17 protein-coding genes are annotated in these 17,362 nt (G+C 64.7%); 15 read left to right on the top strand and 2 right to left on the bottom strand.

Annotated elements, in window-relative coordinates:
• Positions 1-49: 49 nt before the first annotated feature.
• Complete coding sequence (fsa, locus tag LB566_RS16570; protein WP_140550775.1) at positions 50-706, bottom strand: fructose-6-phosphate aldolase; 657 nt, start codon at positions 704-706, stop codon at positions 50-52.
• 90 nt (positions 707-796) lie between these two features.
• On the opposite strand from fsa, the gene LB566_RS16575 reads away from it, so the two are divergent.
• The 8 genes from LB566_RS16575 to LB566_RS16610 all read left to right on the top strand — a co-directional run bounded on the left by LB566_RS16575 (position 797) and on the right by LB566_RS16610 (position 9,665).
• Positions 797-2,980, top strand: a complete 2,184-nt coding sequence (locus tag LB566_RS16575) for a primosomal protein N' (protein ID WP_224625178.1) — start codon at positions 797-799, stop codon at positions 2,978-2,980.
• A gap of 47 nt (positions 2,981-3,027) precedes the next feature.
• Complete coding sequence (locus tag LB566_RS16580; RefSeq protein WP_224625179.1) at positions 3,028-3,723, top strand: aspartate/glutamate racemase family protein; 696 nt, start codon at positions 3,028-3,030, stop codon at positions 3,721-3,723.
• Positions 3,724-3,818: 95 nt separating this feature from the next.
• Positions 3,819-4,214, top strand: coding sequence for a DUF4345 family protein (locus LB566_RS16585; RefSeq protein ID WP_140518245.1), 396 nt, complete (start codon positions 3,819-3,821; stop codon positions 4,212-4,214).
• Positions 4,215-4,449: 235 nt separating this feature from the next.
• On the top strand, positions 4,450-5,010 hold the full coding sequence (locus tag LB566_RS16590) for a F0F1 ATP synthase subunit delta (RefSeq protein WP_140550778.1): 561 nt from the start codon (positions 4,450-4,452) through the stop codon (positions 5,008-5,010).
• Positions 5,010-6,539, top strand: a complete 1,530-nt coding sequence (gene atpA, locus LB566_RS16595; protein WP_140550779.1) for a F0F1 ATP synthase subunit alpha — start codon at positions 5,010-5,012, stop codon at positions 6,537-6,539. Before LB566_RS16590 ends, atpA begins: the two co-directional genes overlap by 1 nt.
• Before the next feature lie 46 nt (positions 6,540-6,585).
• Positions 6,586-7,470: a F0F1 ATP synthase subunit gamma gene (locus tag LB566_RS16600; RefSeq protein ID WP_140550780.1), complete on the top strand. Its 885-nt coding sequence runs from the start codon at positions 6,586-6,588 to the stop codon at positions 7,468-7,470.
• Between the two features lie 70 nt (positions 7,471-7,540).
• Positions 7,541-9,142, top strand: coding sequence for a F0F1 ATP synthase subunit beta (gene atpD, locus LB566_RS16605; RefSeq protein WP_224625180.1), 1,602 nt, complete (start codon positions 7,541-7,543; stop codon positions 9,140-9,142).
• A 115-nt stretch (positions 9,143-9,257) separates the two neighbouring features.
• Positions 9,258-9,665 carry a F0F1 ATP synthase subunit epsilon gene (locus LB566_RS16610; RefSeq protein ID WP_140641182.1) on the top strand — a complete coding sequence of 136 codons (408 nt, stop codon included), beginning with the start codon at positions 9,258-9,260 and terminating at the stop codon, positions 9,663-9,665.
• Positions 9,666-9,718: 53 nt separating this feature from the next.
• On the opposite strand, the gene LB566_RS16615 is transcribed toward LB566_RS16610, so the two are convergent.
• Positions 9,719-11,209: a mannitol dehydrogenase family protein gene (locus LB566_RS16615; RefSeq protein ID WP_224625181.1), complete on the bottom strand. Its 1,491-nt coding sequence runs from the start codon at positions 11,207-11,209 to the stop codon at positions 9,719-9,721.
• Positions 11,210-11,570: 361 nt separating this feature from the next.
• Here LB566_RS16615 and LB566_RS16620 point away from each other — a divergent pair, with 361 nt between their 5' ends.
• The 7 genes from LB566_RS16620 to LB566_RS16650 all read left to right on the top strand — a co-directional run bounded on the left by LB566_RS16620 (position 11,571) and on the right by LB566_RS16650 (position 17,246).
• Positions 11,571-12,548 carry a TRAP transporter substrate-binding protein gene (locus LB566_RS16620; RefSeq protein WP_224625182.1) on the top strand — a complete coding sequence of 326 codons (978 nt, stop codon included), beginning with the start codon at positions 11,571-11,573 and terminating at the stop codon, positions 12,546-12,548.
• A 79-nt stretch (positions 12,549-12,627) separates the two neighbouring features.
• The gene (locus LB566_RS16625) at positions 12,628-13,179 is read left to right on the top strand and encodes a TRAP transporter small permease (RefSeq protein WP_140550947.1); all 552 of its coding nucleotides are present in this window, start codon (positions 12,628-12,630) and stop codon (positions 13,177-13,179) included.
• The gene (locus tag LB566_RS16630; RefSeq protein ID WP_140550784.1) at positions 13,180-14,460 is read left to right on the top strand and encodes a TRAP transporter large permease; all 1,281 of its coding nucleotides are present in this window, start codon (positions 13,180-13,182) and stop codon (positions 14,458-14,460) included.
• 8 nt (positions 14,461-14,468) lie between these two features.
• Complete coding sequence (locus tag LB566_RS16635; RefSeq protein WP_224625183.1) at positions 14,469-15,245, top strand: FadR/GntR family transcriptional regulator; 777 nt, start codon at positions 14,469-14,471, stop codon at positions 15,243-15,245.
• A gap of 22 nt (positions 15,246-15,267) precedes the next feature.
• A complete protein-coding gene (gene kduI, locus LB566_RS16640; RefSeq protein ID WP_224625184.1) occupies positions 15,268-16,119 on the top strand; it encodes a 5-dehydro-4-deoxy-D-glucuronate isomerase in 852 nt (283 codons plus the stop codon).
• Positions 16,116-16,880: a 2-dehydro-3-deoxy-D-gluconate 5-dehydrogenase KduD gene (kduD, locus tag LB566_RS16645; protein ID WP_224625185.1), complete on the top strand. Its 765-nt coding sequence runs from the start codon at positions 16,116-16,118 to the stop codon at positions 16,878-16,880. The genes kduI and kduD overlap by 4 nt, the downstream gene beginning before the upstream one ends.
• A gap of 27 nt (positions 16,881-16,907) precedes the next feature.
• Positions 16,908-17,246, top strand: a complete 339-nt coding sequence (locus LB566_RS16650) for a cupin domain-containing protein (RefSeq protein WP_224625186.1) — start codon at positions 16,908-16,910, stop codon at positions 17,244-17,246.
• Positions 17,247-17,362: the final 116 nt, after the last annotated feature.

The following is a 17,362-nucleotide window of genomic DNA, read 5'->3' on the forward strand; positions in this document are numbered from 1 at the left end:
CGCATAAAAAGGCCGGTTTCCCGGCCTTTTTCGTGTCGGATAGGTTCGCTCAGCCGATCTTCTGGCCGGTCTTGGCCCAGTCGGCGAGGAAGGCGGCAAGGCCCTTGTCGGTCAGCGGGTGATTGACCAGCGCCTTCAGGGTCGCGGGCGGCGCAGTGACGATATCGGCGCCGATGAGCGCCGCCTGCTTGACGTGGTTCACGGTGCGCACGGAAGCGGTCAGGATCTCGGTCTGGAAATCGTAATTGTCGTAGATCTGACGGATCTCCTGGATCACTTCCATGCCGTCGGAGCCGGTATCGTCGACGCGGCCGACGAAGGGCGAGATGAAGGAGGCACCCGCCTTGGCGGCGAGCAGCGCCTGGTTGGCCGAGAAGCAGAGCGTGACATTGACCATACGGTTCATCTCGGTGCGGATCGTCTTGCAGGCCTTCAATCCGTCCAGCGTCAACGGCACCTTGATGGCGACATTCGGAGCGATCTTGGCCAGCACCTCGGCCTCGGCCATCATCTGCTTGTATTCGGTCGCCACGACCTCCGCGGAGACCGGTCCTTCGACGATGTCGCAGATCTGCTTGGTGACCTCGGCGATCTTGCCGCCTGACTTCAGGATCAGCGACGGGTTGGTGGTGACGCCATCGAGCAGCCCCAGATCGATAAGTTCACGGATTTCCTTGATATCGGCGGTGTCGGCAAAAAATTTCATGGCGGTCTCCTGACGATTTCGTCGTGCTTGGGAAGGCACGTTCAGCGTTGCCCTTTGATCTAGAGCAAAGTCGGGGCAAGGTCACGCCTCATGATCGAAGATTCGCCCTTTGTCGCAGCCGCACCGGTGCTGGTGCCGATGCCGGCCGAACGCCCCTACACCTATGCCGTGCCCGCCGGCATGCGGGTGGTGCCGGGCTCGATCGTGCGCGTGCCGCTCGGGCCTCGCCAGGTCGCCGGCATCGTCTGGGACGGCGCGGTCGAGACGGTCGACGCGAGAAAGCTGCGCCCGATCGAACAGGTCTTCGACTGCCCGCCGATCGACCGGGCGATGCGTCGTTTCGTCGACTGGGTGGCGCAGTACACGCTCTCGGCGCCGGGCATGGTGGCGCGCATGCTGCTGAGGGCGCCGGAGGCTTTCGACCCGGAACCTTGGATCGAGGGATTGCAGCGAACCGCGGCGGTTCCGGACCGGATGACGGATGCGCGGGCCCGCGTGCTGGAGGCGGCCGACGGAGGACTGGCCTGGACGCGATCCGGCCTCGCCCATGCGGCCGGCGTGTCGTCGACGGTGATCGAAGGGCTGAAGGCGCAAGGCGTGTTCGAAACGGTGATGATCCCGCCGCGGCCCGTGGTGGCGGAGCCTGACCCAGCCTACGCCACGCCGGAATTGATGCCCGACCAGAACGAAGCTGCACGGCTGCTGCGCGCCAATGTCGCGGGTGGTGGCTTCAACGTCGCACTGCTCGACGGCGTCACCGGTTCGGGCAAGACGGAGGTTTATTTCGAAGCGGTGGCGGCGGCACTCGACCGGGGCAAGCAGGTGCTGATCCTGCTGCCTGAAATCGCATTGACCCATGCTTTCCTCGAACGGTTTCAGCAGCGTTTTGGCGCCAAGCCCGCCGAATGGCACTCCGACCTGCCGCCGAGGATGCGCGAACGCGTCTGGCGGCAGGTGGCGGAAGGCGGTGTGCGGGTCGTGGCCGGCGCACGCTCGGCGCTGTTCCTGCCGTTCAAGGAGCTTGGCCTGATCGTCGTCGACGAGGAGCACGACCCCGCCTACAAGCAGGAAGACCGTGTCTTCTACAATGCCCGCGACATGGCTGTCGTGCGCGGCCATATAGGCGGCTTCCCCGTGGTGCTGGCATCGGCGACGCCATCGGTCGAGAGCCGCGTCAATGCCAGCCAGGGCCGCTACGCCAGGGCGGTGCTGTCCGCCCGCTTCGCCGAGGCGGCACTTCCCGATCTGAAAGCGATCGACATGCGGCGCGCGCCGCCGGCGCGCGGCGGCTTCCTGTCGCCGGTTCTGATCGACCACATGCGCCGGACGCTGGAGAGGAAGGAACAGTCGCTCCTGTTCCTCAACCGGCGCGGCTATGCGCCGCTGACGCTGTGCCGCGTCTGCGGCCACCGCTTCGGTTGCCCGGTCTGCTCGGCCTGGCTGGTCGAGCACCGCTTTCGCGGCCAGCTCGTCTGCCACCATTGCGGGCACAATGAGCGCCGTCCGGAAGCCTGTCCGGAATGCGGCACGCTCGATCATCTGGTCGCCTGCGGGCCGGGCGTCGAGCGCATCGCCGAGGAAGTCGTCACGCATTTCCCGGATGCGCGCACCATCGTCTTGTCGTCGGATCTGATGGGCGGCGTGCGGCGGCTGCGGCTGGAGCTGGAAGCCATCGCCAATGGCGAGGCGGACATCGTCATCGGCACGCAGCTCGTCGCCAAGGGCCACAATTTCCCCAACATGACCTTGGTCGGTGTCGTGGATGCCGATCTCGGCCTTGCCAATGGCGATCCGCGCGCCGCCGAGCGCACCTTCCAGCTGCTCAGCCAGGTGACCGGCCGCGCCGGGCGCACCGGCAAGAAGAGCCTCGGCCTGCTGCAGACCTTCCAGCCCGACCATCCGGTGATGCGGGCGATCGTCTCCGGCGATGCCGACGCGTTCTACGAGCGCGAGATTTCCGAGCGCGAGCGGGCGGCTCTGCCGCCCTTCGGCCGGCTGGCCGGCGTCATCGTCAGCGCGGTGACGCGGGCGGAAGCCGAGGGCCATGCCCGCGGCCTGCGCCGTGCCGCGCCCGAGGCATCCGACCTGTTCGTGCTTGGGCCGGCCGAAGCGCCGCTGTCCCTGCTCGGCGGCCGTCACCGCTTCCGCCTGCTGATCCAGGGCGAGCGCCGCGCCGACATGCAAGGGTTTATCCGAACCATGCTGGCCAACGGGCCAAAGCAGCGCGGCTCGGTGCGGGTGCAGGTCGACATCGATCCGCAGAGCTTTTTGTAAAACGGGATCTCAACCATGGCCGCCGCTGCGAGAGAAAAGGAGATCACATGAAAACTCTTGGGTTGCTCGGCGGCATGAGTTGGGAATCGACGGCGATCTATTATCGCCTGCTCAACGATCTGGTGAGGCAGCGTATCGGCGGGCTGCATTCGGCGAAATTGCTGCTCTGGTCGTTCGACTTCGCCGAGATCGCCGAGATGCAACATCACGGGGACTGGGAAGGCGCCGGCGTGCTTCTGGTCGATGCCGCGCGCAAGCTTGAGTCAGCCGGCGCGGAAGGCCTGCTCTTGTGCACCAACACCATGCACAAGCTCGCCGACCAGGTGCAGGCCTCGGTGTCGATCCCGCTGATCCACATCGCCGACGCCACCGCAGCCGGCATCAAGGCAGCCGGCATGCGGCGCCCGGCGCTGCTGGCAACGCGGTTCACCATGGAGCAGGATTTCTACAAGGACCGGCTTGTCGACAAACATGGATTGCAGCCGATCGTGCCGGACCGGGCAGGGCGCGACATGGTCCATCGCATCATCTATGACGAGCTCTGCCAGGGCATCGTCGCCGAGGCATCGAAAGCCGCCTATGTCGCCGAGATCAACCGCCTGCGGCGCGATGAAAATATCGACAGCGTGATCATGGGCTGCACCGAAATCACCATGCTGATCGGCCAGCCGGATTTCGACATTCCGGTCTTCGACACGACGCGCATCCATGCCGAAGCGGCGGTCGCCTTCGCGCTGTCTTGATGCGTTTGGCCTAAAGTGCCGGCCGCCATCTGGCGCGCGGCTTTTCCTCCGCTAGAATGCCCGCGATTTCAGAGCGGCATTTACGAGGGGACACTATGGATTTTGCGTTTCCATGGCCGGTGAGCCAGGGCGAATGGCTGGCCTGGTCGAGCGCCGTCGTCACGGTGCTGCTCGGCTTGGTGCTTTTCCTGGCGCCGGGGCTTGCCTTCCGTATCCTGCGCTTGCAGGTCAAGCCGGAGAAGGCGGCGGCGATCGCCGAAGGGCGCGGCCGCATGTCGGGCTTCTATCTCGGCGTCGGCCTCTGCTGCATCCTGCTGGCGCAGCCGCTGATCTACATGGCGCTCGGCTTCTCCTGGCTGTTCACCGCCTTCGGCCGGTTGCTGTCGATGATGTCGGATGGCGCCAACACGCCCTTCAACTGGGTTTCCATCGTCGTGGAACTGGCGCTGGCGGCGTTGCCGCTTGCCTTTGCCTTCGGCTTCCTGCCCTGAATCCACAGGCAATCCAGGGACTTCGTCGCCGGATGCGACAATAGTGCCTGAAAACCATGCGGAACGACGCATTGCGGTCTTAAAAGGCCTGTGCTAGACGGCAATCGACTTTCGGCCGGGGATAGCGGAAGCCGCGCCTCCGTGCTTGAAAAAATGCAGTAAGGTCAAAGATTTAGCCAGAGTTTTCGCTCGCGCCAACAATCTGCGGCCTGTCAGACAAGAGAAAAGACGGTCCGTGGCCCAATCGTCATCGCCAATCTCAGGTGTCGCAGAGCGCTATGCGGGTTCGCTGTTCGAACTGGCATCGCAGGCGAATTCCGTCGCCAAGGTCGAAGCCGACCTCAACAGTTTCGAGGCGATGCTCGCGGGCAGCGCCGACTTGACCCGGCTGATCAACAGCCCGGTGTTCTCCAGCGAGGACCAGGCCAAGGCCATCGCGGCCATCGCCGACAAGGCCGGGATCACCGGCCTGACCGGCAATTTCCTGCGCGTCGTCGCCAAGAACCGCCGGCTGTTCGCCGTGCCCGGCATGATCAAGGCATTCCGCCAGATCGCCGCCGAGCATCGTGGCGAGACGGCCGCCGAGGTAACGTCGGCACATCAACTGACCGCTGCCCAGCAGGCCGAACTCAAGGCGGCGCTGAAGAGCGTTGCCGGCAAGGACGTTTCCATCTCCGTCACCGTCGATCCGTCGCTGCTCGGCGGACTGGTGGTCAGGATGGGCTCGCGCCAGATCGATACGTCGCTCAAAACCAAACTCAATTCGCTCAAGCTTGCACTGAAAGAGGTCGGCTGATGGACATCCGCGCCGCGGAAATTTCCGCAATTCTGAAAGACCAGATCAAGAATTTCGGCAAGGAGGCCGAGGTCTCCGAAGTCGGACAGGTGCTGTCCGTCGGTGACGGTATCGCCCGCGTCTACGGCCTCGACAATGTCCAGGCCGGCGAGATGGTCGAATTCCCCGGCGGCATCCGCGGCATGGCGCTCAACCTCGAAGCCGACAATGTCGGCGTCGTCATCTTCGGCGCCGACCGCGACATCAAGGAAGGCGACACCGTCAAGCGCACCGGCGCCATCGTCGACGTTCCGGTCGGCCCGGGCCTGCTCGGCCGCGTCGTCGACGCGCTCGGCAACCCGATCGACGGCAAGGGCCCGATCAAGGCGACCGAACGCAAGCGCGTCGACGTCAAGGCGCCCGGCATCATTCCGCGCAAGTCGGTGCATGAGCCGATGTCGACGGGCCTCAAGGCCATCGACGCGCTGATCCCGGTCGGCCGCGGCCAGCGCGAGCTGGTCATCGGCGACCGCCAGACCGGCAAGACCGCCATCATCCTCGACACGATGCTCAACCAGAAATCGGTGCACGACAACGGCCCCGAGAAGGAAAAGCTCTACTGCGTCTACGTCGCCGTCGGCCAGAAGCGCTCGACCGTGGCACAGTTCGTCAAGGTGCTGGAAGAGCGCGGCGCGCTCGAATATTCGATCATCATCGCCGCCACCGCTTCCGATCCGGCGCCGATGCAGTTCCTGGCGCCGTTCGCCGGCTGCACCATGGGCGAGTATTTCCGCGACAACGGCATGCATGCGCTGATCAGCTACGACGATCTGTCGAAGCAGGCCGTCGCCTATCGCCAGATGTCGCTGCTCTTGCGCCGCCCGCCGGGCCGCGAAGCCTATCCGGGCGACGTCTTCTACCTGCATTCGCGCCTGCTCGAGCGCGCCGCCAAGCTCAATGACGACATGGGCAACGGTTCGCTGACGGCGCTGCCTGTCATCGAAACGCAGGCCAACGACGTGTCGGCCTATATCCCGACCAACGTGATCTCGATCACCGACGGCCAGATCTTCCTCGAAACCAACCTGTTCTTCCAGGGCATCCGTCCGGCCGTCAATGTCGGCCTGTCGGTGTCGCGCGTCGGCTCCTCGGCGCAGATCAAGGCGATGAAGCAGGTTGCCGGCTCGATCAAGGGCGAGCTCGCGCAGTACCGCGAAATGGCGGCGTTCGCGCAGTTCGGCTCGGATCTCGACGCCGCCACGCAGCGCCTGCTCAACCGCGGTTCGCGCCTGACCGAGCTCCTGAAGCAGCCGCAGTTCTCGCCGCTGAAGACGGAAGAGCAGGTCGCGGTGATCTTCGCCGGCGTCAACGGCTATCTCGACAAGCTGCCGGTCAACCAGGTCGGCAAGTTCGAGCATGGCCTGCTCAGCCACATGCGCTCGGCCGGCAAGGACGTCCTCGACGCCATCCGCAAGGAAAAGGCGCTGTCGGACGATCTGCGCGGCAAGCTGAAGGCCGAGATCGACGCTTTCGCCAAGACCTTCGCCTGAGCGAAGCGCCAGTCCGGATGAGACAAGACGGGATCAGGTTTGAAGCATGCCTTCATTAAAAGACCTTCGTAACCGTATCGCCTCGGTCAAGGCGACGCAGAAGATCACCAAGGCGATGCAGATGGTCGCCGCGGCGAAGCTGCGCCGCGCCCAAGAGGCCGCCGAAGCGGCGCGCCCCTATTCGGAGCGCATGGGTTCCGTGCTGGCCAATATCACCCAGGCGATCGGCGGCGGTGGCGATGCCCCGGCGCTGATGACCGGCACCGGCAAGGACGACGTGCACCTGCTTGTCGTCTGCACCGCCGAGCGCGGCCTGTGCGGCGGCTTCAATTCGCAGATCGCCCGCCTTGCCCGCGACCACATCCGCAGGCTCCTGGCCGACGGCAAGCAGGTCAAGATCATCTGCGTCGGCAAGAAGGGTTTCGATATCCTGCGCCGCGACTATGCCTCGATGATCCTCGACCGGATCGACCTGCGCGAGGTCAAGACGCTCGGCTTCGTCAATGCCGATGCGATCGCCAAGAAGGTCATCCACCTCTTCAACGAGGGCGGCTTCGACATCTGCACGCTGTTCTATTCGCAGTTCAAGTCGGTGATCAGCCAGGTCCCGACCGCGCAGCAAATCATTCCGGCTGCCGAGCCCCCGGCCGCGGCCGAGTCCACGGATGGCGGCAACGCCGTCTACGAGTACGAGCCGGAGCCGGGTGAAATCCTGTCCGAGCTCATTCCGCGCAACATCGCGGTGCAGATCTTCCGCGCGCTGCTTGAAAACGCGGCGGGCGAGATGGGCGCCAAGATGAGCGCCATGGACAATGCCACGCGCAACGCCGGCGAGATGATCAACAAGCTGTCGATCACCTACAACCGCCAGCGCCAGGCGCAGATCACCAAGGAACTGATCGAAATCATTTCGGGCGCCGAGGCGCTCTAGGCACGGTTTCCCGGGGTCAACGACCTCGATCCGACCGCGCGAGAAACAAAGGACGAAAAGGGTAAAGACGATGGCGAAAGCAGCGACCCCCAAGACTGCGACCCCCAAGACTGCGGCTCCCAAGGCGGCAGCCCCGGCCAAGGCAGCACCGGCAAAGGCTCCGGCCGCAGCAGCCAAGGCGGCTCCGGCCAGGAAAGCGGCAGCGCCGACCAGGGCCGCCGCGGTAAAAACCCCGGCCGTGGCCAGTAAGGCCACCGGCATCGTCGGCAAGGTCCGGCAGGTCATCGGCGCCGTGGTCGACGTGCAGTTCGGCGATCACCTGCCGCCGATCCTGAATGCGCTCGAGACCACCAATGTCGGCAACCGCCTGGTTCTCGAAGTGGCCCAGCATCTGGGCGAAAACACCGTGCGCTGCATCGCCATGGATTCCACCGAAGGCCTGGTGCGCGGCCAGGAAGTGCGCGACACCGGCGGCCCGATCGCCGTGCCGGTCGGTCCGGGCATGCTCGGCCGCATCATCAACGTCATCGGCGAGCCGGTCGACGAAGCAGGCCCGGTCGACGCGGTTGAGTTGCGCTCGATCCACCAGCCGGCCCCGGCCTATATCGAACAGTCGACGGAAGCGCAGATCCTGATCACCGGCATCAAGGTGCTCGACCTGCTCGCGCCCTATGCCAAGGGCGGCAAGATCGGCCTGTTCGGCGGCGCCGGCGTCGGCAAGACGGTGCTGATCCAGGAACTGATCAACAACATCGCCAAGGCGCATGGCGGCTATTCGGTGTTCGCCGGCGTCGGCGAGCGCACCCGTGAGGGCAACGACCTCTATCACGAGTTCATCGAATCCGGCGTCAACAAGAAGGGCGGCGGCGAAGGCTCCAAGGCGGCGTTGGTCTATGGTCAGATGAACGAGCCGCCGGGCGCGCGTGCCCGCGTCGGCCTGACCGGCCTGACGGTCGCCGAATATTTCCGCGACCAGGGCCAGGACGTGCTGTTCTTCGTCGACAACATCTTCCGCTTCACGCAGGCCGGTTCGGAAGTGTCGGCGCTGCTCGGTCGTATCCCCTCGGCCGTGGGCTATCAGCCGACGCTCGCCACGGACATGGGCGCCCTGCAGGAACGCATCACCACCACCACCAAGGGCTCGATCACCTCGGTGCAGGCCATCTACGTGCCGGCCGACGACTTGACCGACCCGGCGCCGGCGACCTCGTTCGCCCACCTCGACGCGACGACGACGCTCAACCGCTCGATCGCCGAAAAGGGCATCTATCCGGCGGTCGATCCGCTGGACTCGACCTCGCGCATGCTCGACCCGCTGGTGGTCGGTGAAGAGCACTATGCCGTCGCGCGCCAGGTGCAGTCGATCCTCCAGCGCTACAAGTCGCTGCAGGACATCATCGCTATCCTGGGCATGGACGAATTGTCGGAAGAGGACAAGCAGACGGTGGCCCGCGCCCGCAAGATCGAGCGCTTCCTGTCGCAGCCCTTCTTCGTCGCCGAAGTGTTCACCGGCGCGCCGGGCAAGCTGGTCGACCTCGCCGACACCATCAAGGGCTTCAAGGGCCTCTGCAACGGTGACTACGACCACCTGCCGGAAGCCGCTTTCTACATGGTCGGCGGCATCGAGGAAGCGGTCGAGAAGGCACAGCGTCTCGCGGCTGAAGCGGCTTAATCAAGGGAATAGGGAGTAGTCAGTAGTCAGTAGTGAATGGCAGGCAGGTGACCGGGGGCAATTGCCCCTTTCTCCCTACTTCCCTACTCACTATTCCCTACTCACTAAATTGATCATGGCAGAAGCTTTCAAGTTCGAACTGGTCTCGCCGGAGCGCCTGCTGGTTTCCGCAGAGGTCGAGGCCGTCGTCATTCCGGGTGCCGAGGGCGAGATGACCGTGATGGCGCATCACGCACCGGTCATGACCACCATCAAGCCGGGTGTCGTCACGGTGAAGGCCGCATCGGGCGGTGAAGAGCGTTATGTCGTCTTCGGCGGCTTCGCCGACATTGTTCCGGCCGGCTGCACGCTGCTGGCGGAATCTGCTGTCGCGGTGAAGGATGTCGACCGCGCCGATCTCGCGCGCCGTATCCAGGAAGCCAGGGAAGACGCCGCCGACGCCAAGGACGACCAGTCGCGCACCAAGGCCGAACAATTCCTCAGCCAGCTCACCACGCTGGAAGGCGCCATCCTGCCGGCTTGAGGCTGGCACCAACAGTCGACTGAAAAGCGGGGCCTTGCCTCGCTTTTTCGTTTTTAAATGCCCAATGCCGCGAAGGCCTGAGCCGGTCCGCCACGGCGCAACTGCTCGAGATGGACGGCCGCGAGGTCCATCAATCCGGCACGCTCCGGCGCTCCGGTTGCGAAGCCGGCGAGATCGAACACTGAAGCGACGGTTTCGGCAGCGGGCAGATTCCGGTCAATGATCGCCGTCATGGACATGTCGAGCGGATCGGTGAAATGGCCCTCGGGCAAAGTCTTTCCGCGTGCTTCGCAGGCGGCGATCCAGGCGGCAACCGCCAGCATGAGATGCCGGGGCGCGGCGCCTGAATGGAGGCGCTCGATGGCAGAGGCGATGATGCGCTGCGGCAGTTTCTGGCTGCCGTCATTGGCGATCTGTGCGGTCCGGTGGGCGAGCGCGGTGTTGGAGAATCGCTGGGAAAGCTCTGCCGTATAGTTCGCGGTGTCCAGCCCGGCATCGGTGGGCAGGGTCGGGATTGCCTCGGCCCAGAGCGCATCGACAAAGCGCCTGATCGCCGGATCGGCGAAGGCGCGGTCGACGGTGGCGTGTCCGCTGAGCAGGCCGAGATAGGCAATGGCCGAATGCGCCCCGTTGAGCAGCCTCAGCTTCATGTCCTCGAAGGGCCCGACATCCCCGACCATGGTGACACCGAACTTTTCCCAGGCTGGGCGACCTGCCGGAAAATTGTCTTCGACCACCCACTGGCAGAACGGCTCGGTCATGACCGGCCAGGCGTCGTCGACGCCGAGCTCGAGAGCGATCCGCGCCCGGTCGGCATCGGTCGTGGCCGGCACGATGCGGTCGACCATGCTGGAGGGAAACGCGACCTCGTCGGCGATATGGCCGGCAAGCCTGGTCGCGCCTTTCTCCCCGAGGCCGGCATCGCGCAGCGTTGCGAATTCCACCAGCAGCCTGTGCAAGGTCGCGCCGTTGGCAGGCAGGTTGTCGCAGCAGAGCACGGTGAAGGGCTGCAAGCCGGCCGCGCGACGGCGTGCAAGCGCCTCGGCCAGAAAACCGTGCGCGGTCTTCGGCAGATGCGGGTTCGCCAGATCGTAGGCAATATCGGGATGGGCCGCGTCGAGCCCGCCGCCGGCGGCCCGCAGATAGGCTTTCTCGGTGATGGTCAGCGTCACGATGCGGGTGCGCGGATCGGTCAGCGCGGCCAGCACGGCGGCGGGATCTTCCGGCGCCACCAGCATCGCGCTGATGGAGCCAATGACATGAAGCCTTTCTTCGCCCCCGCGGCGGATCGCCAGCGTGTAGAGCCCGTCCTGCGGCGCCAGCGCATCGCGCGTGTCGGCACTGCGCAGCGACACGCCGACGATGCTCCAGTCCGTCTCTCCAGCACTCAGGCAATCGTCGACATAGGCTGCCTGGTGGGCGCGATGAAAGGCGCCGACCCCCAGATGCACGATGCCTTGCGTGACCGATGCGCGATCAAAACGCGGCACGACGATCCTCGCCGGCAACGTCGCGATCGTATTCTTCGAAAGACGCCTGTTCATTGCTGCGCGAAGTCCCCGATTGGCCTTTGGGAGCCGCCCCGTAAGGTCGGCGAAGGAGAAACGGCAGCGGCGTAACATCCACTGCCGTCCGGCACAATGGCTCGTTCCCGATCCAAAGTCATCATACAACAATCCATTTTTTGTATGTTGACATTATTTCCTTGCGACCCTACCGATAGCGCCTCTTGGGAGGATCACCGTGGCACTGACAGATGCGGATTTGCTGCTTAGCAGCGACGTGCGTCCACGCTCGCTCGCCCGCACCGGATGCTGGCCAAATGGCCAAGATGAGCAGGGATGACAGGCTGGTGATGCGCCGGCTCTGAGCCGGCGCCTTTATTTTTGGAAAAGGGAGGAAGTCATGTTGCATTTTTCGAAATTGACGGCGGCCACATTCGCCATTGGCTCGCTGTTGATCGGCATTGCCAACGCGCAAACCGTGCTGCGGTCGGCCGACACGCATCCCGACGGCTATCCGACGGTCGAAGCGGTGAAATACATGGGCGAGCTGATCAAGCAGCGCACCGATGGCCGCTATTCGGTCGAGGTCTATCATTCGGCGCAGCTCGGCGAGGAGAAGGATACGATCGAGCAGACCCAGACCGGCGTCATCGACCTCAACCGTGTCTCGATGGGCCCGTTCAACGGCATCGTGCCGGAAACCGCGGTGCCGTCGCTGCCCTACATATTCCGCTCGGTCGAACATATGCGCCATGTCATGGACGGGCCGATCGGCGACGACATCCTGAAAGCTTTCGAGGCACATGACCTGGTCGGTCTGGCCTTCTACGATTCCGGCGCGCGCTCCTTCTACAACACCAAGAAGGACATCGCCTCGATCGCCGACCTGAAGGGCATGAAATTCCGCGTCATCCAGTCGGACGTGTTCGTCGACATGGTCAACGCACTGGGCGCCAACGCCACGCCGATGGCTTATGGCGAAGTCTATTCGGCACTTGAGACCGGCGTCATCGACGGCGCGGAAAACAACTGGCCGAGCTTCGAATCCGCCAAGCACTATGAGGTCGCCAAGCACTACACGCTCGACCAGCACCAGATCGTTCCGGAGGTGCTGGTGATGGCGAAGGCGAGCTGGGACAAGCTCTCGCCGGAAGACCAGGCGATCGTGCGCCAGGCGGCCAAGGACAGCGTCGTCAAGATGCGCGAACTGTGGGACGCGCAGGAAAAGAAATCCCGCGACATCGTGGAGAAGGCAGGCGTCAAGGTCAGCGAGATCGACAAGCAGCCGCTGATCGACGCGATGAAGCCGGTCTATGACAAATATCTGTCGACGCCGGCGCTGAAGGATCTCGCCGCCCGCATCCAGGCAACCAAGTGAAGTCGGTCGCGGGGCGGGCAATGCATGCCGTCCCGCGCCTTCGTGACCGGCCGGCGATCGGGAGGATCAGATGGCGACAATGACAAGCAGCGCGGCGCCGCCACGGTTCAGCGTCGTGCTTTCGAGGATTTGCGACGGAGCGCTCTATCTGGCCGGCATCGGGCTGGTCGCCATGACCGCGCTCGTCGCCTATCAGGTCTTCTTCCGCTTCGTGCTCAATTCGTCGCCGAGCTGGACCGAAACCAGCGCCATCATGCTGATGAACTGGTTCATCTTCCTCGGCGCCGCCGTCGGCGTGCGGGAGAACTACCATATGGGGTTCGACGTGCTGCTTTATATCCTGCCGAAAGGCAGCAAGGGAGCGTTGCGCACGCTGTCCGACCTGATCGTGCTCGGCTTCGGATTCGGCATGGTCTGGTACGGCTGCAAGCTTGTCGGCCTGACTTGGCACACCATCATCCCGGCGCTCGAGCTGCCGGGTGGCTTCGACTATCTGCCGCTGGTCGCCGGCGGCGTGCTGATCTGCCTGTTCTCGGCCGAGCGCATCGCGCTGCGCTGGTCGGGCGTCGATATCGACAAGGACATCAATCTCGAGGACGTGCCGGAGATGCCGGCGGTGCAGGAGGCCTAGATGGAGCTCTGGATCCTGTTCGGCGTCTTCACGCTGCTGATGTTCGGCGGCACGCCGATCGCGTTCTGCCTCGGTGCGGCCTCCTTCGCCACCGTGCTCTATCTCGGCCTGCCGCCCCTGGTCGTGTTCCAGCAGATGAAATCGGGCATGAGCGCGTTCTCCCTGATGGCGATCCCGTTCTTCATTTATGCCGGCGATCTGATGGTGCGCGGCGGCATCGCGCAACGCATCGTTTCCTTCGCCGGCTCCCTGGTCGGCCATGTCCGGGGCGGCCTCGGCCAGGTCAACATCATCGCCGGCACGCTGTTCGGCGGCATTTCCGGCTCGGCCGTGGCCGAGGCCGCGGCCGTCGGCGGGCTGATGATCCCGCAGATGAAGGCACGCGGCTACGGCGCCGACTATGCCGTCAACGTCACCTCGATGGCGGCGCTGATCGCGCTGCTTTTGCCGCCGTCGCAGAACATGATCATCTATTCGATCGCCGGGGGCGGCAAGATTTCGATCGCCGACCTGTTCACCGCCGGCATACTGCCGGGCCTTCTGTTCGCCGCCTCGCTGATGGTCACCGCCTATTTCGTCGCCCGCAGCCGCGGCTACCCGGTCGAGGCCTTCCCCGGTTTTTCGCGCGTCGGGCAGCTGGCACTCATCGCTATTCCCGGACTGCTCCTGATCGGCATCATCTTCGGCGGCGTCCGCTCCGGAATCTTCACGGCGACGGAGAGTTCGTGCATCGCCATTCTCTACGCCTTGCTTGTTACCGTCCTCGTTTACCGCTCGATGGGCTGGGGCGATTTCGTCCACGCCACCAAGGGCGCCGTGCGCACCACTTCGATGGTGCTGTTGATCATCGGCACGGCGGCTTCTTTCAGCTGGCTGATGGCCTATCTCAAAGTGCCGGTGCTGCTGATCGCCGGCATGAATGCGATCTCCACCGATCCGCTCGTCGTGCTGCTGCTGCTCAATGTCCTGATGCTGGTGCTCGGCACCTTCATGGACATGGGGCCGATGATCATCATCTGCACGCCGATCTTCCTGCCGCTGGTCACGCATTATGGCGTGGATCCCGTGCATTTCGGCGTCATCACCATTCTCAATCTCGGCATCGGGCTGAACACGCCGCCGGTCGGCACGGTGCAGTTCGTCGCTTGCGCCGTCGGCAAGATCACGGTCTGGGAAGCGATGCGCTCGATCTGGCCGTTCTATGGCGCCGGTATCGTGGTTCTCGGGCTGGTGACCTATATTCCGGCCATCTCGCTCTGGTTGCCGAGCGTGTTCAAATAGAGGACGACATGGCATTGGATAGCGCAACCGACCTCAGGGTCGAGAGAAAACCCAAACTGTCGGAGACCGTCGTCGCGGCGATCCGCAGGCAGCTTCAGGCGGGTGAGATCCTGCCCGGCCACAAACTGCCGACCGAAGGCCAGTTGACCGAAACCTTCGGCGTCAGCCGCACCGTCATCCGCGAAGCCCTGGCCAAGCTCGCCGCCGACGGCCTGGTCGAGCCGCGGCAGGGCGCCGGGGTCTTCGTCACCGAGCACATCTCGACGATGTTCGGGGCACTCGCGGCGGATATGGGCAGCAAGGATTCGATCGCGCTCAACGTGCTCGAAGTGCGGCTCGCCATCGAGATCGAATCGGCCGGGCTCGCCGCGATCCGCCGCAACGCGGCCCAGGAGGCGGCGATCCAGGAAGCCTTCTTCGAATTCGAGCGGCTGCTGCTCGCCAGCGAGCCGACCGGTCCGGCCGACCTCGCCTTCCATCGCGCCATCGCCAGCGCCACCAACAACCCGTTCTATGTCGAGATGCTCGACGTGCTCGGCCGGCGCGCCATTCCGTGCGACGTGACCTCGCCCTGGTCGACCGAGCTTGTGCAGTCGGACAGCTATCAGCGCGGGCTGCAGCGTGAGCACCTGGTGATCCTGAACGCGATCACATCGGGCAACGCCGAAGCCGCGCGCGAGGCGATGCGCGCGCATCTCGCCGCCAGCCAGCAGCGCTATCGCGAGCGCCTGCATGCGCGGCAGGTCTATTATTCCGACTCGGTCAAGGCGGCCGGCGGCGAATGATCCATCTCAAGTCAGGACAGCAATGAGCCAGAATCATACCGACTATACATCGCGCTTTGCCATCGACCCCGCCGCCGCCGCGGCGATGGGAACCGACGAGCTGCGCCACAATTTCCACATCGAGGACCTATTCCAGCCCGGCCGCGTCAGCCTGACCTACACACATTACGACCGCATGATCGTCGGCGGCGCGATGCCGGCCGGGGCGCCGCTTCGGCTGGACGCAATCAAGCCGACCGGAACGAAAGGCTTTCTCGATCGCCGCGAGTTGATCGCCGTCAATATTGGCGGCGCCGGCACGATCGAAGCCGGCGGCCAGCTCCACGAGCTCCAGGCGCGCGACATGCTGTATCTCGGCATGGGCACGCAGGATGTGTCGTTCGCTTCGACCGACAACACAACGCCGGCAAAATTCTATCTGCTCAGCGCGCCGGCGCATCAAACCTTTCCCAACCGGCTGATCCGCATCGGTGACGCCAGGCGTCTCGATCTCGGCAGCAAGGAGGCCTGCAACGAACGCTCCATCTTCCAGTTCATCCATGCCGACGGGGCCAGGACCTGCCAGCTCGTCGTCGGGATGACGCAACTCGCGCCGGGCTCCATCTGGAACACCATGCCGTGCCATGTGCACGACCGGCGCATGGAGGCCTATCTCTATTTCGACCTGCCGGAGGCGGCGCGCGTCTTCCATTTCATGGGCGAGCCGGACGAGACCCGCCACATCGTCATGCGCAACGAGGAGGCCGTGCTGTCGCCAGGCTGGTCTATCCATTCAGGCGCCGGCACCTCCAGCTATGCCTTCATCTGGGCGATGGCCGGCGACAATGTCGACTATACCGATGTCGATCCGGTGGCGATGGAAGACCTGCGGTGAGCGATCTCTCCGCCTTCAGCCTGACCGGCCGGCGCATCCTCGTCACCGGCGCCAACACCGGCATCGGCCAGGGCATTGCCGTCTCGATCGCGCGCGCCGGCGGCACGGTCGTCGGTGTCGGCCGTTCCTCGATGGATGAGACGGCCGCAAGGATCGCCGCGGCGGGCGGGCGGTTCGAGGCGGTCGCGGCCGACCTTGCCGACACATCTGCCGCAGGTCCGATGCTGGAGCGCGTGTGGGACGAAAGCGGCCCGCTCGACGGGCTGGTCAACAATGCCGGTATCATCCGGCGCGCGGATGCCGTCGATCTCTCGGAAGCCGATTGGGACGAGGTGCTCGACCTCAACCTGAAGACGGCTTTTCTGCTCTGCCAAGGCTTCGCCAGGCGCGTCCTTGCCGGCGGACGCAAGGGCAAGATCGTCAACATCGCCTCGGTGCTGAGTTTCCAGGGCGGCATCCGCGTCGCGTCCTACACCGCCTCGAAGCATGGCGTGCTCGGCATCACCCGGCTGCTCGCCTGCGAATGGGCAGCGAAGGGCATCAACGTCAACGGCATTGCGCCGGGCTATATCGAAACCAACAATACGCAGGCGCTGCGCGCCGATCCCGACCGCAGCGGCTCGATCCTGGCGCGCATCCCCGCCGGCCGCTGGGGCCGGCCGGAAGACATTGGCGATGCGGCGGCCTTCCTGCTGGCGCCGGCGTCGGACTACATGCATGGCGCGGTGGTGCCGGTGGACGGGGGCTGGCTGGCGCGATGAGGATCTGTCTCGACGAGGAATATTGGGATGAGCGAAACGAAAATCTTCTCGCAGGCCGGCGCGGGCGCCTGGACGGTGACGCCGGACGGCAACAGGCGGCGCGTTCTCCTGCACACGGATGAACTGATGATGGTCGAGTTCGGCTTCGACAAGGGCGGCGTCGGCGCCCTGCATTCGCATCCGCATGTGCAGGCGAGCTACGTCGCCGAGGGCCGCTTCGAAGTGACCATCGACGGCCGGACCGAAATCATCGAGACAGGCGGCAGCTTCATCGTGCCGTCCGGCCTGGTGCACGGTGTCAAGGCGCTCGAGGCGGGCCGGCTCGTCGACAGCTTTACGCCGCACCGCGCCGATTTCCTCGCCTGAGGGGCGGCCATGCGATGAGCGACGGGCGCTCGTTCTGGCGCTGTTTCCAAATGAAAACCCGCGCCTCCGGAGAGGCGCGGGTCTGTTGCCTGGGCGCTTGCGCGCCGCGGTACTCA

It is taken from the genome of Mesorhizobium sp. CA13 (assembly GCF_020165235.1).
In the GTDB taxonomy this organism is placed as follows: Bacteria; Pseudomonadota; Alphaproteobacteria; order Rhizobiales; family Rhizobiaceae; genus Mesorhizobium.